12 protein-coding genes and 2 pseudogenes are annotated in these 15,887 nt (G+C 65.7%); 4 read left to right on the top strand and 10 right to left on the bottom strand.

What is annotated here, in order from left to right:
- Positions 1–98: 98 nt before the first annotated feature.
- Positions 99–2,900 carry a DNA polymerase I gene (gene polA, locus XarjCFBP7645_RS11910; RefSeq protein WP_104537626.1) on the bottom strand — a complete coding sequence of 934 codons (2,802 nt, stop codon included), beginning with the start codon at positions 2,898–2,900 and terminating at the stop codon, positions 99–101.
- A gap of 77 nt (positions 2,901–2,977) precedes the next feature.
- On the opposite strand from polA, the gene XarjCFBP7645_RS11905 reads away from it, so the two are divergent.
- Positions 2,978–3,259 carry a DUF2782 domain-containing protein gene (locus tag XarjCFBP7645_RS11905; protein WP_039515413.1) on the top strand — a complete coding sequence of 94 codons (282 nt, stop codon included), beginning with the start codon at positions 2,978–2,980 and terminating at the stop codon, positions 3,257–3,259.
- Between the two features lie 205 nt (positions 3,260–3,464).
- On the opposite strand, the gene XarjCFBP7645_RS11900 is transcribed toward XarjCFBP7645_RS11905, so the two are convergent.
- Both XarjCFBP7645_RS11900 and ecfK read right to left on the bottom strand, forming a co-directional pair.
- Positions 3,465–5,993 carry a serine/threonine-protein kinase gene (locus XarjCFBP7645_RS11900; RefSeq protein WP_104537625.1) on the bottom strand — a complete coding sequence of 843 codons (2,529 nt, stop codon included), beginning with the start codon at positions 5,991–5,993 and terminating at the stop codon, positions 3,465–3,467.
- Positions 5,972–6,511, bottom strand: a complete 540-nt coding sequence (gene ecfK / locus XarjCFBP7645_RS11895) for an ECF-type sigma factor EcfK (RefSeq protein ID WP_104537624.1) — start codon at positions 6,509–6,511, stop codon at positions 5,972–5,974. The genes XarjCFBP7645_RS11900 and ecfK overlap by 22 nt, the downstream gene beginning before the upstream one ends.
- Before the next feature lie 153 nt (positions 6,512–6,664).
- On the opposite strand from ecfK, the gene tagK reads away from it, so the two are divergent.
- Complete coding sequence (gene tagK / locus XarjCFBP7645_RS11890; RefSeq protein ID WP_104537623.1) at positions 6,665–7,315, top strand: transcriptional regulator TagK; 651 nt, start codon at positions 6,665–6,667, stop codon at positions 7,313–7,315.
- A gap of 152 nt (positions 7,316–7,467) precedes the next feature.
- Here tagK and XarjCFBP7645_RS11885 read toward each other — a convergent pair whose 3' ends face one another.
- From XarjCFBP7645_RS11885 to cls, 5 genes are all read right to left on the bottom strand, one after another.
- Positions 7,468–7,914 carry a universal stress protein gene (locus XarjCFBP7645_RS11885; RefSeq protein ID WP_016902734.1) on the bottom strand — a complete coding sequence of 149 codons (447 nt, stop codon included), beginning with the start codon at positions 7,912–7,914 and terminating at the stop codon, positions 7,468–7,470.
- Between the two features lie 357 nt (positions 7,915–8,271).
- Positions 8,272–8,946, bottom strand: coding sequence for a hypothetical protein (locus tag XarjCFBP7645_RS11880; protein ID WP_104537622.1), 675 nt, complete (start codon positions 8,944–8,946; stop codon positions 8,272–8,274).
- Positions 8,947–9,150: 204 nt separating this feature from the next.
- A complete protein-coding gene (uvrD, locus tag XarjCFBP7645_RS11875) occupies positions 9,151–11,337 on the bottom strand; it encodes a DNA helicase II (protein ID WP_104537621.1) in 2,187 nt (728 codons plus the stop codon).
- A gap of 134 nt (positions 11,338–11,471) precedes the next feature.
- Positions 11,472–12,863, bottom strand: a complete 1,392-nt coding sequence (locus XarjCFBP7645_RS11870; RefSeq protein ID WP_104537917.1) for an FAD/NAD(P)-binding protein — start codon at positions 12,861–12,863, stop codon at positions 11,472–11,474.
- 241 nt (positions 12,864–13,104) lie between these two features.
- Entirely contained in the window at positions 13,105–14,523 is a 1,419-nt protein-coding gene (gene cls / locus XarjCFBP7645_RS11865) for a cardiolipin synthase (protein ID WP_104537620.1), read from the bottom strand.
- A 62-nt stretch (positions 14,524–14,585) separates the two neighbouring features.
- Here cls and XarjCFBP7645_RS21805 point away from each other — a divergent pair.
- A pseudogene (locus XarjCFBP7645_RS21805) lies at positions 14,586–14,700 on the top strand (4-oxalomesaconate tautomerase); the annotation flags it as partial.
- An 8-nt stretch (positions 14,701–14,708) separates the two neighbouring features.
- Positions 14,709–14,876, top strand: a pseudogene (locus tag XarjCFBP7645_RS11855) (amidohydrolase family protein); the annotation flags it as partial.
- 428 nt (positions 14,877–15,304) lie between these two features.
- Here the strand turns inward: XarjCFBP7645_RS11855 and rpmG are convergent.
- Both rpmG and rpmB read right to left on the bottom strand, forming a co-directional pair.
- Complete coding sequence (gene rpmG, locus XarjCFBP7645_RS11850; protein ID WP_002809462.1) at positions 15,305–15,472, bottom strand: 50S ribosomal protein L33; 168 nt, start codon at positions 15,470–15,472, stop codon at positions 15,305–15,307.
- 13 nt (positions 15,473–15,485) lie between these two features.
- Entirely contained in the window at positions 15,486–15,722 is a 237-nt protein-coding gene (gene rpmB / locus XarjCFBP7645_RS11845; protein ID WP_002809459.1) for a 50S ribosomal protein L28, read from the bottom strand.
- Positions 15,723–15,887 lie beyond the last annotated feature (165 nt).

Here is a 15,887-nt window from a genome sequence, read left to right as displayed (position 1 = left end):
AAAAATGTAGAATTTAACGCTTATTCATTCCATCAGCATATGCGCGACGCGCATTATGTCTGGTCTGCACATTCAGCATATCAGCCTGATCTGCTGCGTCAGTGCGCCTGGTCCCAGTTATCGCCAACGCCGCAATCCACCACAAGGGGCACGCGTAATTCGGCAGCGGCCGACATGCGCGTGGTCACTTCGCTCAGCAGCGTATCGACGAAATCGGTCTCGGCTTCGAACACCAGTTCGTCGTGCACCTGCAGGATCATCAGCGCCCGCTCGGCGTGGTCGGCAATCCAGCCGTCCACGCTGACCATGGCGCGTTTGATGATGTCGGCTGCGGTGCCCTGCATCGGTGCGTTGATGGCGGCGCGCTCGGCGCCGGCCCGCTGGCCTTGGCTGCCGGCATTGATGAAGTCCAGATACAGCCGGCGGCCGAACACCGTCTCCACATAGCCCTTGTCTCGTGCCTGCTGGCGGGTGGTTTCCATGAAATCGCGTACGCCTGGGTAACGGCTGAAGTACAGCGCGATGTAGTCCTGCGCCTCGCCACGGCCGATACCCAGCTGGCGGGCCAGGCCGAAGGCGCTCATGCCGTACATCAGTCCGAAGTTGATTGCCTTGGCGGCGCGGCGCTCGTCAGCGCTGACGGTGTCGATGGTGCGGCCGAACACCTCGGCGGCGGTTGCGCGGTGTACGTCGGCGCCGGACTCGAACGCGCCGACCAGGCCGGGGTCGCCGGACAGGTGCGCCATGATACGCAGCTCGATCTGCGAATAGTCGCAGGCGACCAGCTTGCGTCCGGCCGGGGCGACGAAGGCGCGGCGGATGCGGCGACCGTCTTCGGTGCGGATCGGGATGTTCTGCAGATTGGGATCGGACGAGGACAGCCGCCCGGTGGCGGCGCCGGCCTGGTGGTAGCTGGTGTGCACGCGTCCGGACTGCGGGTGGATCATCTCCGGCAGCTTGTCGGTGTAGGTGCTGCGCAGCTTGGTCAGACCGCGGTACTCCAGGATCACACGCGGCAGCTCGTGCTGGTCGGCAATGGCTTCCAGTGCCTCCTCGTTGGTCGAGGGCTGGCCCTTGGGCGTCTTGACCACGGCGGGGAGCTTGAGCTCGTCGAACAGCAGCGCCTGCAGCTGCTTGGGCGAATCCAGGTTGAAAGTGCGCCCGGCCAGCTCGGTGGCTTTCTGCTGGGCGGCAAGCATGCGCTTGGACAGGTCCGCGCTCTGGCGGCGCAGTTCGGTCGCGTCCACGCATACGCCGTTGGCTTCGATGCGTGCCAGCACTTCCACCAGCGGCATCTCGATCGTGCGGTAGACACGCTCCAAACCCGGCTCGGCGGCCAGCCTGGGGCTTAGCACCTGGTGCAGGCGCAGGGTGATGTCGGCATCTTCGGCGGCGTAGCGGGTGGCGTCTTCCAGGCTGATCTGGGCAAACGGGATCTGCTTGGTGCCCTTGCCGCAGACGTCTTCGTACTTGACCGTGTCGTAGCCCAGGTAGCGCTTGGCCAGGCTGTCCATGTCGTGGCGGGCGCTGCCGGAATTGAGCACGAAGCTCTCCAGCAGGGTGTCGTCGCTGTAGCCGGCCAGGGCGATGCCGTGCCGGCGCATCACGTGCAGGTCGTACTTGCCGTGCTGGCCGAGCTTGCGCACCGCAGGGTCGGTGAGCAGCGGCGCCAGTTGCGCCAGCGCCTGGGCACGGTCGAGCTGGGCCGGGGCGCCGGGGAAGTTGTGGCCGAACGGAAGATACGCCGCCTGGCCGGGCTCGGCCGCCACGCTCAGGCCGATCAGGTCGGCCTGCAGCGGATCCAGGCTGTCGGTTTCGGTATCGAAGGCAAACTGGCCGGCGGCGCGCAGGCGCACGATCCAGCTGTCGAGCTGTTCCTGGGTCAGGATGGTGTCGTACTGGCCGGGCGCCGACAGCGCGGGGTCCACTTCCACCGGGGCACTGACCGGGCCGGACACAAAGCCGGTGCCGCGCGCGCGGCCGGGTTCGGTGCGGGCGCTGGCTGCGGCAGCGCCGAGTGCCACCGGCTCGGTCGGCAGGCCGGCCTGGGCGACGGCACCGCCGAGTTCGCGCAGCGCCTGGGTGAAGCCGTAGCGTGCGTACAGCACCGCCAGCGTTTCGGCGTTGGGCTCGCGCAGGTCCAGCGCGCACGGGCCGCTGGCCAGGGTCACGTCGGTCTTGATGGTGACCAGTTCGCGGTTGAGCGGCAGCCGTGGCAATGCGGCGCGCAGGTTGTCGCCGATCTTGCCCTTGATCTTGTCGGCGTTGGCGATCACGCCATCGAGCGACGCGTATTCGGCCAGCCATTTGGCGGCGGTCTTGGGGCCGCACTTCTCCACGCCGGGCACGTTGTCCACGGTGTCGCCCATCAGCGCCAGCAGGTCGACGATCTGGTCGGGGCGCACGCCGAACTTGGCGATCACCGCCTCGTCCGAATCCATGCGGCTGCCGCTCATGGTGTTGACCAGTTCGATGCCCGGGCGCACCAGCTGGGCAAAGTCCTTGTCGCCGGTGGAGATGGTCACGCTCAGGCCATCGGCGGCCGCCTGCAGGGCCAGCGTGCCGATCACATCGTCGGCCTCCACGCCATCGATGCGCAGGATGTCGATGCCCAGCGCATGCACGATGTCGCACATCGGCTGCACCTGCGCGCGCAGGTCGTCGGGCATCGACGGGCGATTGGCCTTGTAGTCGGCATACAGGTCGTCGCGGAAGGTCTTGCCTGGCGCATCCACCACGAACGCGACATAGGCCGGGCGTTCCTTCAAGGTGGCGCGCAGCATGTTGACCACGCCGAACAAGGCCCCGGTAGGCTCGCCCTGGGCATTGGTCAGCGGCGGAAGCGCGTGGAACGCGCGGTACAGGTAACTGGACCCGTCGATCAGGACTAATCTGCTCATGCGCCAATTCTACGCTGCACACTCACGCCACACCGTGCCAGCGCATACTTGCCGACGACCTAGAACGGATGACGACAATGAAGAGAGCGAGTCTTTTGCTGCTGCCGTTGCTGCTGCTCGGCGGCTGCGCCACCAGCGGTGCGGTCGGCGACGTGCCGGCCGGTGCGGATGTCACCAGCAAGACCATGGGCAACGGCGACAAGGTCGACGAGTACCGCGTCAATGGACAGCTGGAAATGGTGCGGGTAACGCCTGCCCGCGGTGCGCCCTACTTCCTATACGACCGCGATCACGACGGGCATACCGATGCGGAGAAGGACAAGGTCAACAAGGTGTATTGGAAGCTGTATAGCTGGTGATTCGGGATTCGGGATTCGGGATTCGTAGAGCGTAAACCTGGCGGGTCTTGGGGCGCTGGTTCGGTGACGTCCGCCTTGTGTGGCTGATGCCGGGCGAGATGGCCCGCCGGTTTCGGTACGCCGCCGCATGGCGACAGGGATTGCCTGTGCTGTCGCCCTGCGGCGGCTGTCGGCCGGCGGCACTTGGCCGACCCGACGCTTGATCTCAGCGTTGCGCAACCGAGGTGGTGGTTTCTACGCTGGAAGTCGCAGGAAGCGCCTTGGCCGGTGCGACCAGCGCCAAGGTCTGGCGTACGGCACGCAAGGGTTCTACGGCATCGCCGTAGATGCCGGTCAGAATCTGCAGCGCCTGCTCGGCGTGATCGCGCGCGGCGGCCATCTGGCCGAGCCTGCGCTCGGCTTCGGACAGGCCGCGCAGGATCTCGGCGGTCTGTGGATGCGCACGGCCCAACACGCGTAGGGATGTCGCGAGCGCAGCGCGCTGTTCGGCCAGCGAGGCATCCAGCTGGCCATCGTCCAATAGCCAGAACGCATGGTTGCTGCGATAGGTGATGGTGGCCGGCGCATCGTCGCCAAACAGGGCGCTCGCACGCTCCAGTGTTGCGCGGTAATGCGGGCCGGCTTCTGCCAGCTTGCCCTGCTGCCGCAATGCGTGGGCCAGGTTGCTTTCCACCATCAAGGTGTCGGCGGCGTTGTCGCCGTAGAGCTTGCGGGTCAGGCGCAGCAGCGAGGCCAGTTCGGCTTCGGCAGCGGCAAAATCGCGCTGCATCAGCAAGAACACCGCCAGGCTGTTGCGCATCGACAGCACCAGGGGGTGCTCCGGCCCGCGCATGGCGATGCGCTCGCGCAGCAAGCTGCGCTGCAGGGCAATCGCCGGCACCAGCTGGCCGACCTCGGCCAGGATGCCGGCATGGACATTGCCGGCATCGATGCGTTGATCTGCAGTGGTGGCGGCGTTGGCCAGCGCGGCGACATAGGCGTGCCGGCTCTCTGCCATGGCATCGGCCATGCGGCCCTGGTCGCGCAACGCCCAGGCCAGCCGCGCACGCATCTCGTTGCCCAGCGCCTGCTGTTCTGCGTTGCCGCGTGCCGCCTGCGCCATGCCTTGGCGTAGCGCCTGTTCGGCTTCGTTCGCCTTGCCGGCGCCGGCGAGCGCCTGGCCGAGCATGCAGGCCGCTTTCAGGGCCGGCACGCTGGCCGCGCCGGTGTGCTGCTGCGCCAATGCCTGGGCGGTACGCAGATGCAGCATCGCCTGCGGGTAATCGCCCAGCGCGATCAGTGTGCGGCCCAGGGTCAGCTCCACTTGCGTGCGCGCGTCCGGCTGATCGGCCAACTCACGCGCGGCGCGCTGCGAGGCCTGCTGCAGCACGCGCAGCATCAGCGTCTTGTCCAGACCCTGCGCAATGCCCGGGTCCACGCTGGACAGCACCGAGCTCATGAAGTCGCCGGTGACCTGCGCGCGTTGCGCATCGCGTGCGGCCTGCTGCTGCGACCACAACGTGGCGCCCAGACCGCCGATCAGCGCAATCGATGCCAGCCCACCGGCCAGCACGCCACTGCGATGGCGCTGGGTGAACTTGCGCAGCCGCAACCAGCCGCCGGCCTGCAGTGCGCGTGGCGGATAACCGTCCAGCCAGCGGTGCAGATCGTCCAGCAAGGCCGACACCGACGCGTAGCGCGCGCCCGGTTCCGGCGCCAACGCGCGCAGCACGATCGCATCCAGGCCATCGCGCAGCCGATCCTGCAGCTTGCCGTGGGTGGTCGCACGCGCCGCGCAGATCCGCGCGCGCGCATCGGCCGGCACTGCCGCCACCCGCTGCGATGGCGGCTGCGGCACGCCGTCGCGGTCTGCCACCGGGGTCAGCCCGCAACTCAGTTCGTAGAACATCGCACCCAGCGCATAGATATCGCTGCGTGCGTCCACCTCCGGCGCGCCGCGCGCCTGCTCCGGGCTCATGTAGCCGGGCGTGCCGCGACCATGCGCGGAGATCATGCCGGGGTTGGACACATCGATGGCGATGCCGAAATCGATCACGCCCGGCATCGGTCGCCCGTCGACCGCGCTGACTAGCACATTGCTCGGTTTGAGATCGCGATGGATCACGCCTTTCTGATGCGCGTGCTGCACCGCCTCGCCCACCCGCAGCATCAGCAACACGCGCGCCTGCAGCGACAGCAGATGCGCATCGCACCACCGGGTGATCGGCTCGCCGCGCAGATACTCCATCACCAGATACGGACGGCCGTGCGCGTCGGTGCCGACGTCGTGGATCTGCGCGATCGCCGGGTGCACCATCTGCGCCAGCAGCCGGCATTCGAATTCGAACAAGGCGCGGCCCTGCGCATCCAGGGCTTCGGCGGCCACCAGCTTGATCGCCACCTCGCGCTCGTAGGCACCGTCGGCGCGATGGCCCAGATAGACCTGGCCCATGCCGCCGGCGCCGATCAGGCGGTCGATCGCCCATGCACCGAAGCGCGTGCCGGCAGGCAGTTCCGGCAGCGGCGCGCGCAGTGCCGCGGCGGCCTGTTGCAGCGGCGCACGCACGCGCAGGGTGGCCTGCGCTTCCACCGCCAGCATCGCCAGCAACTCATCGCGCAGGACCGCATCGTCGCCGGCCTGCGCACGCGCGAATGCCTGGCGCGCCTCCACCGGCAGCAGGCACGCATGATGGAACAAGGCCTCCAGCCGCTGCCAGGAGGTGGCGGCACTGCTCACAGCTGCGCCGCCAGCCACACGCGTGCAAAGCGCAGGTCGCGCTCCAGCGTCGGCACCGACACCTCCAGTTGCTCGGCCGCCTCGGCCACGCTGAAACCCACCAGCTCGGTCAGCGCGAAGGCCTTGGCCTTGCGCTCGTCCACCCGCGCCAGCTTGTCGAAGGCATCGGCGACCACCATCAAGGCCTCCGGCCGCGGCGCGCTGTCGGACAAGCTGATCGTCAAGGTCACTGCCTGCCCAAGCCGCTTGGCACTGGCCTGCTGCCGCGCCAGATCCACCAGCAGATGACGCATCTGCAATGCCGCTACTGCATAGAAATGCGCGCGCGAGCGAAACCCCTGCTGGCCTTGCTCCAGTCGCATCCAGGCCTCGTGCACCAGTTCGGTTGCCTGCAGGCCGGCACGCGCATCGCGCCGCAGCTCGCGCAATGCGGTGGCGCGCAGCACCTCGTAGACCTGCCGCGCCAATGCGTCGCTCGCGCCGGGTATGTCGCGCTGCCAGGCCTGCAACAACTCGGTGATCGGCAGCTCGGACATCCGGTCCATCTCGCCTGCGTGGAAGCGCAGTATCCCGCATTGGCGACCGGAGCGCGGTGGCGCATCGAGGACAGGGCCGGCCGGTTGGCCTGGATCGCGGTCGATCGCACTAATGCGTGACGCAGCGCCGGGTTCACGAAAGCCGATGATGGGTTGGCGCAGCTTTTCTCGGTTGATCAGGTGACAGGCCCCGGGGAGTGGGCCGCAGGCAGCACCCGCATGAGCAACACCAGCGATTACAGCGCCATCGTCCCGCAGGCATCGGCATCGGGGGTGGCACCTGCGCCGCTGATGGTCGATCTGCTGGCCTACATCGAGCAGCACATCGGTGAGGCCGAGCTCGGTACCGAGTCCCTGCAGCAGGCGTTCGGGCTGTCGCGTGCGTCGTTGTACCGGCTGTTCCAGTCGCGCGGGGGCGTGGCCAGCCATATCCGCGCGCAGCGCCTGTACACCGCGTACCGTTATCTGCAGGCCTACCCGGAGTGCAGCCTGACCTGGTTGCTGTATGAAATGGGCTTTGCATCGGAGCGGCAGTTTCAACGCTGTTTCCAGCAGCGTTTCGGCATGCCGCCGATACAATGGCGCCGCCAGTGCCGCGCCGCACCGCCGCCACATGCGCCACGCCGCGGACACTACATGCCGGTGTGGCGCTTCATGCGCGAGCTGAGCCAGCAAACGCACCGGGCTGACATGCCGGTGCGTGCCGGCATGCCGCTGATGCACCTCGCACCCTTGCGTACCGACGCGTTACGGCGTGTTGCACGGCCGACCGGCCGCGTTGCCGCTCAGCCCGAGCCAGTGTAGAAACGCCCCTCAATCGGCGTAGGAGCGTGCCTGCGCGTGATGGGGCGTTACCGGTAATGCCTCGTCGCGCTCGGGCGCGCTCCTACGACAGAGCGTGCGACTTGAGCGTGGGATGTACCGAGCGTGTCGTTGCGCAGCAGAACATCCGACGATCAGCGGATCACCAGCACCGGAATCGAGCTATGCGTGAGCACCTCCACCGTCTGGCTGCCGAGCAGCATGCGGCGCATGCCACGGCGGCCGTGCGAGGTCATAATGATCAGGTCGCTGTTGCACTCCTTGGCGGTCTGCACGATGCCTTCGGCGGCGAAGCGGTCCAGCACGTGACGCGACGTGGCCTTGATGTTGGCTGCGGCCGCCAGTTCCAGCGCCGGGCGCAGGATCTTTTCTGCGGCAGCTTCCCGCTCCTTGCGGTACTCCGGACTTGCCTCGTAGCCCACGCTCCAGCCCATCGCGTCGTACATGCCCATCGCCCACGGCTCGGACACGGTGACGATATCCACTTTCGCGCCCGTCGCCTTGGCCAGCTCGAGGCCCTGAAACAAACCACGATGCGACAACTCGGACGCATCGATGGCGATCAGGATACGTTTGTACATGGTGACCTCCGAAGTGACCGGCTGCATCGCCGGTAATGGCAGCCTGACAGGGTGCAGCGACGTCGACCTTGATGCGGATCAATTCTGCTGCTGGGTTGCAGTAGCACTCAAGCAGGATTGTAGAGCTCGCCTGCTGGCCTCATTTTATGCACATCCGCTCGTGTGTTCCTCTGCGTCCGATTCGATCGCAGGGTGTCATGGATGACGCGGTGATGCATCGGGCAGCGCACAACGGCGCGTCCGCAAGGACAGTCAGATGTCCAGTTTACGACCGCACCTTGGGTGTCGGATGCGTCGCACGTGTGCGCATCATATTGAAGCTTTCGCTGACCGCTATATTGCCCAGACCAACAGCCTTTAACAGGATTGGCTGGAAGTTACGAATGTTCCAGTGTGCTCATCATAGAAAATGTACAGCTGCGCCGTGTCGTGACGAAGACTGCCAATGTCGATCTGCCCTACAAACACCAACGGTCTTCCTTCAACAAAGGGCCAATCGGGACTTTGCAACCACTTCGGTGCAGCTTTCAAGAAGCGAAAATCCTGCGCGATCTTCTTCTTCAACATCCCCACCAGCGCCTTCCCCTTGCTAGCGCCTTCACCATCGATAGCGCGGGAAAAGTACCACGCTGGAAGATCAAGCCATTTAGGCTGAACTTTCAGCGTCAACTCGAATAATTCGCCATATTTTTCACTGCAAATATGCGCAATCTCGTGTTTCTTCAAGAAGCTGCAAAGTAGTTGTTGAACATTGTAGACAGAACCGATCCGGCTGTAGTCTTGACTGATCAGATGCGTGTAGAGATCAGCTTCCTGGATGTAGGCAGGCAGTCGCACTTCATTCTTTAGAAGACGTTCAAAGGATGCATCGGACTGAATACTCCGTTCAAATTCCTCCGCAGAAATCGAGGCTTCCACAAAAGCTTTTATAGTAGCTTCCACCATCATTGCCTCGCTCCGTGCTGTCGAAATTTTCTCATCGCCACTGCCAGCGTCGCCGAGCGCATCGATATCTCCTCGACTGCATTGCATGCGAGATCAGCGTTCCAGGCATTATAAGAAGCAACGTTTTGCCTGTCTGCAAGACTAAGTCTGTACAGGCGTGTGGCGTTATATCGCCACGACGTACCCTCATCCGGCGCTGCGCGCCACCTTCTCCCGTTGGGAGAAGGAAACGCCTCGTCGTCCAATTAGCGGCGGCTACTACGGTGCTTATCCTAGTAATAGAAGAAACGCTTACATCACCGTCAAATTCGCATACGCCATGACCAGCCACTTGGCGCCGACGTCGTCGAACTGCACCTGCACGCGCGCATGCGCGCCGGCGCCTTCGTAGTCCACGACCACGCCGCCGCCGAAGGTGGGGTGTTCGACATTGGCACCGAGCTTGATCGGTGCGGCTTCGACCACGCCATGCACCGGTCCGCCGCGAGCTGCGCCCAGCGAGGCAGTGCGTGAGACCTGCACTTTCGGGCGCACCTCGTGCAGCAACTCGCGCGGAATCTCGCGCAGAAAACGCGAGGGCACGTTGTAGTTGTCCTGGCCGTGGATGCGCCGCGATTCGGCGTAGCACAGCACCAGCTTCTGGCGCGCGCGGGTGATGCCCACATAGGCCAGGCGGCGCTCTTCTTCCAGCCGGCCGCTTTCTTCCAGCGAGCGTGCGCTCGGGAACAGGCCATCTTCCAGGCCGACCAGGAACACGATGGGAAATTCCAGGCCCTTGGCCGAATGCAGCGTCATCAGCTGCACGCCCTCTTCGCCGGCCTGCGCCTGGCCTTCGCCGGCCTCCAGCGAGGCGTAGGCCAGGAAGGCGACCAGCTCGGTCATGCCCTGGCTGTCTTCATCGTCCGGGCGGGTGAAGCGCGAGGCCACCGACACCAGTTCGTCCAGGTTCTCGGTACGCGATTCCGAATCCAGCCCGCTGCGGCTTTCCTTGGCCCAATGTTCGCGCAGGCCCGAGCGCATCAGCACATGGTCGATGCGTTCGGCCAGTTCCATCTGCCCGGTTTCGGCATGCAGCTGGCCGACCAGGCTCAGGAACGCGGCCAGCGCATTGCGGGCGCGGGCGGCCAGTGTGTTTTCCTGCGTCGACAGCATCGCCGCTTCCCATAGCGACAACGCATTGGCGCGTGCCAGGCGACGCACTTCATCCAGCGTGCGATCGCCGATGCCACGCGTCGGCGTATTGACTGCGCGCTCGAACGCGGCATCGTCGCTGCGGTTGGTGAGCAGGCGCAGATACGCCAACGCGTCCTTGATTTCGGCACGCTCAAAGAAGCGCATGCCGCCATACACGCGATACGGCAGCTGTTCGGAAATCAGCGCTTCTTCCAGCGCGCGCGACTGCGCGTTGCTGCGATACAGCACCGCCACTTCGCCGTAACTGCCGCCGTCGCGCACCCACTGCCGCGCGCGCTCGACCACATAGCGCGCCTCGTCGACCTCGTTGTAGGCCGCATACAGATCGATCGGATCGCCGTCGCCGGAATCGGTCCACAGCTGCTTGCCGATCCGGTCCGGGTTGTGCGCGATCACCGCATTGGCCGCGCCCAGGATATTGGCGCTGGAGCGGTAGTTCTGCTCCAGCCGCACGGTCTGCGCGCCGGGGAAATCCTTCAGGAAGCGCTGCACGTTCTCGACCTTGGCGCCGCGCCAGCCGTAGATGGCCTGGTCGTCGTCGCCGACCACGAACACGTGGCCGGTCTCGCCGGCCAGCACGCGCACGAAGGCATACTGGATGGCGTTGGTGTCCTGGAACTCGTCGACCAGGATCTCGCGGAAGCGCGCACGGTAATGCGCCAGCAAGGCCGGGGTATCGCGCAGCAGTTCGTGCGCGCGCAGCAGCAACTCGGCAAAGTCCAGCAGGCCGGAGCGGTCGCAACGTTCCTGGTAGGCGGCGTAGACCTGCCGGCGCACCTCGGTCCAGTCGTCGTTGGGCTCGGGCTGGATATGCTGCGGACGACGGCCTTCGTCCTTCTGCTCGTTGATCCACCAGCTCATCTGCTTGGGCGGATACTTGCCCTCATCCAGCTCCAGCGCCTGCACCACGCGCTTGACCAGCCGCAGCTGGTCGTCGCTGTCCATGACCTGGAAGCCTTCCGGCAGCCGCGCATCCTGCCAGTGCAGGCGCAACAACCGGTGCGCCAGCCCATGGAAGGTGCCGATCCACATCCCGCGGCTGCCGTTGCGCAGCTGCAGGTCGGTGCGGTGGCGCATTTCGCCGGCGGCCTTGTTGGTGAAGGTCACCGCGAAGATGCCGTGGTTGGGCACGCCCTGGACTTCATTGAGCCAGGCGATGCGATGGATCAGCACGCGCGTCTTGCCGGAGCCGGCGCCGGCCAGCACGAGGTAGTGCCCCGGCGGCGCGGAAACGGCCTCGCGCTGGGCGGGGTTTAAATGATCGAGCAAATGAGAGACATCCACCGCCGCATTTTACCGGTTGTGGCGTCGCTGCGGCTGAGATTGCGATGAAGCGGTTGGGAATGCGGGGCTTCGCTCGTACCCTCATCCGCCGCGACGCACCGCCTTCTCCCGGCGGGAGAAGGGAACACCGCCCCTCACCGCCCCGGCAATTCCAACAGGTCCCGCGCAATCGCCGTTGCCTGCTCACGCAACTCCGGCACTGCCAGGCTTTCCCAAAACGACCCGATCCGCAGGCTGCCGATCACCCGCAAGCGCGGATTGGCATGCCCATCGGCATCGATCAGACAGCCATCGGCATCGGTATCCACCCCGATCCCATGCGGACCGGCTACCGCAATGCCCTGCCCCAGCAGCTGCTGCAGCAGCGGGTTGCGCATTGCCTGCACGCGCATTTCCACGCCGGTGGCGTTGACCAGCGTCTGCACATCCAGCTGCAAGGCATGCCCTGCACTGGCGCCGGCACTGACCCGCACGCACGCGCCGGCCTGGAATGCCACATCCAGCCGCGCGCGATGCAGCTGCAATTGTCCGCGCGCGCGCATCGCCTGCAGTTGCGCATGCACCGGCGCGGCGATGCGGTGACGATGCACATCCCAATAGCGCACCACGTGGCGCAGGAAGCGGCGTTGGTCGGCAACCGACAGCGTTTGCCACAGGGCCTGACTCAACGGGCGCAAACGCTCCATCACGCTCTGCCAGGGCAGGCCCTGCGCCACCGCAACCCGCGCATGCTGCCGCAAGCTGCGCATCCGCGCACGCAGCGACAGCGCCAGCAACGGTTGCGGATCGAAGTCCGCCGCCACGCAGTGCGCCTGCGGCAACGGCAGCAGCCCATGCCGCGACACCACGTGCACCGCCCCGCGATGCGCCTGCGCGGCCAGCGTCACCACCGTGTCGGCCATGCTCAGTCCCGAGCCGACGATGCACACCGCCGCGTCCTGCGGCAACGCGGCGATTGCGTCGGTATCCCAGGCTTCCACCCGCTGCGCTGCCGACAGGCCGGTGGCCCCGCGCAGCGGCAACGGCCGCAACGCATTGCCTACCGCCAGCACCACGCTGTTGGCCTGCACGGTCTGTCCATCGTCGAGCTGCAACAGCGCGCCATCGGCATCGGTTTGCAACCTCTGCACGCGGGCGCTGTGAACGGTGAGCGTCGCCGGCCCCTGCACCCGCGCGGCCTGCAGACGATCGCGCAAGTAGGGCGCGTAGTGCCTGCGCCCGACGAAGTGCTGCGGCAGCTGCGCGTCCTCCAGCTCCGGGCAGCAGGCGTGCGCACGCAGGTAATCGACGAAATCCTGCGGCGCCTCCACCAACGCACTCATCCGCGCGGCGGGCACATTGAGCAGATGTTCCGGCCGCACGGTGGAGTACGCCACGCCCTCGCCCAGCACCGCGTGCGGCTCGATGAGCACGATCTGCACCGGCGCCACGGCCTGACGCAACAGCTGCAGCGCCACCAGCACACCGGATGCGCCACCGCCAACGATGGCGATCACTGCATCGCCGGGATCACGCAGTTCATTCATCCGGCGATTGTAGGCGATGCGTCGCGCCGCACCGATGACAGCGGCCATGCCCGCCGCGATGGCCGGGATAGCCACGCAGACGTGCCGGTCGCCTGACGCGTCCGTTCGAACGCGGGCACGCGCGCACCCAACGGGAGCTTGCCGGCGCAGGCCGCCTAATCACCACGACACCTGCCGCCGCAGGCATCACCCCATGCCTTATGGGCACTGCATCCGCACGGACCGGGTACACACGCAACCTCTACATCAACGCATCGGCCAGGCGCGCAATGCCTTCGCGGCTGCGGCGCCAGGCCGGGCGCGTGCGCCACTGCTCCAGCTCCAGCTGGCGTGCATTGGCCAGATAATCCTGCTCGATCGCACGCAGCCGCTGCACCACGCCCTGGTCGTAGCAGAGCATGCCGATCTCGGCGTTGAGCGCGAACGAGCGGATATCCAGGTTGATCGAGCCGACCAGCGCGATGTCCTCATCCATGCTCAAGTGCTTGGCATGCAGGAAGTGCGGGCGATACAGCGCGATCTTGACCCCGCAGCGCAGCAGCTCTTCGAAATACGCCTCCTGCGCCCAGGCCGCCAGGATCTGGTTGTTGCTCTCCGACAGGATCAGCTGCACATCCACGCCCGACACCGCGGCAATGCGCAACGCGCTGAGCAAGGCTTCGTCGGGAACGAAATACGGCGTCACCAGAACCACCTTGCGCCGCGCCAGATGGATCACCGCGTTGATCGCATCGCGCGCGTTTTCGAACGGATACGCCGGCCCGCTGGGCAGCAACTGCGTGGCGATGTTGGCCTCGCACACCGACGCATCCGGCCATACGTCCAGACGCTGTCCGGTTTCGGTGAACCAGTCGCTGGCGAACACCGCTTCCAGATGATTGACCACCGGCCCGCGCACGCGCGCCACCAGCTCGCGATTGGGCACCCCGTCGATGAAGCCGGCCTCGGCCAGATTCTGCGAGCCGACAAAGCCCACCTGATTGTCGATCACCGCAATCTTGCGATGGTTGCGCAGATCCATGCGCCCGCTGCGGCGCCAGCGCAGGCCGCCGGGCAACACCGCCAGCACGTCCACCCCACCGGCCTGCAGCCGTTTGCGATAGTGGCGCAGACCGCGCTTGGCGCCTACCGCATCCAGCAGCACGCGGCAGCGCACGCCACGCGCACCGGCGCGCAGCAGTGCGGCAACCACCGCATCGCCCACCGCGTCGTCGAACATCAGGTAATACAGCAGATGCACGCGTTTTTGCGCCGTGTCGATCGCGGCGATCAAGGCCTGCAGCGACTGCGTGTAGTCGTCCAGCAGTTCCACCGCATTGCCCAGCGTGGGCATGAAATCGCCCTGGCGTTCGATCAGCGGCACCACCTCGGCGCTGCTGGTGTCCGCCTGCGGGGTCCAGCGCAAGGCGTGCAGGGGCAGTTGCTGCTCGCGAATCACCTGTGAGGCGGTGGCCTGGCGCTGCACCCGCACCCGCGACAACCATGGGTGGCCGAACAGCAGATACAGCGGCAGGCCGACCACCGGCACGAAGCCGATCAGCAGCAACCAGCTGCGCGCCGCACCCGGCGTGGTGCGGGCCGGAATCCACAACAGCGCGGCCAGGCGAATCACCCAGTCCAGCGCCAGCAGCCAGGTCCCTTGCAACCAGTCAGGCAGCATCAGCGATCCGTTCTCAAGAAGGCTCCGATTCTGACGGCCCGGTGCGTGAACGCAATGGGTCCGGCATGCCCGGCACCGCTGCACCGAGTGCTGGCGTTTACCGACATCGCCGGCTCCTGGTGTGGCGCATTGCTGCCAACCGGCACCAGGGTGGACGCCCTGGATGGCGTAGCGGTCCTGTCCCGGAGATGGTCGGTGCGGTGCGCGGCATCGGCCCACAAACTGGCCAGTACTTCGACGACATCAAGCGCTACCTCGATGCATTGGCGCTTTCCGACGCCGACAAGCGCCAAGTGTTCGAAGGCAATGCGCAGCGGGCGTATCCGCGCCTGGATACGCAATTGCGCGCGCGGCTGCAGCTGTGCTTCCTTCTCCCATCGGGTGAAGGTGCCCCGCAGGGGCGGATGAGGGGCGCCTCGGAGAACGGTCACCGCCTGCGATGTAAAACGCGTCGTCACGCGCCTTCAGAAGTGAAACGCCGGCTGCTTCGCCTCGAACTGCAAGCCACTGACGGTGCGTGCAATCGGAAAAACGAGGTCTCGCTCCCTTCTCCCATCGGGTGAAGGTGCCCCGCAGGGGCGGCTGAGGGTACGTGCGAAGCCTCTGGTGCTCCAACCACCGCGAGTGGCTTCGCCCCGTGTCCTCACCCCAACCCCTCTCCCGGAGGGAGAGGGGAGTGCACGCCGACCATTGTCGCAATCAAACCCCGCAACGCTCCCCAAACGCAAACACCCGCCTTTCGGCGGGTGTTTGCTGGAATGCAGATCGGGTAATCGGTGGATTACTTGATCTTGCCTTCCTTGTACATCACGTGCTTACGCACGACCGGGTCGTATTTCATCATTTCCATCTTCCCCGGAGTGTTTTTCTTGTTCTTGTCCGTGGTGTAGAAGTGGCCGGTAGCGGCCGAGGAAATCATACGAATCTTGTCACGCTTGCCTTTTGCCATGACTGCTTACTCCTCAGACCTTTTCGCCGCGCGCACGCAGCTCTTTCAGAACGGCATCAATCCCGTTCTTGTCGATGGTGCGCAATGCATGCGCGGAGACACGGAGCTTCACCCAACGGTTCTCGCTGGCGACCCAGAAGCGACGCTCGTGCAGGTTGGGCAGGAAGCGACGACGGGTTCTGTTGTTTGCGTGGGAGACGTTGTTACCCGTCTGCACACGCTTGCCGGACACTTGGCATACGCGGGACATTACGCACCTCGATAAATGAATTGCCACCCATAGCCTGGGGAGCGGCGGCCCCGACAGCGTCAAGCTGCCACGCAACGTTGGGAATCAAGAACTTACGCTGGGAACAAGCCGGCAACCCCATCGCGCTGGGTGCCGCCATCCAGAGCGATCCGGGCACAGCGAGCC

The sequence above is a fragment of the Xanthomonas arboricola genome (assembly GCF_002940665.1).
GTDB classification, from domain to species: domain Bacteria; phylum Pseudomonadota; class Gammaproteobacteria; order Xanthomonadales; family Xanthomonadaceae; genus Xanthomonas; species Xanthomonas arboricola_B.
This window is presented reverse-complemented; position numbering and strand designations above follow the sequence as displayed.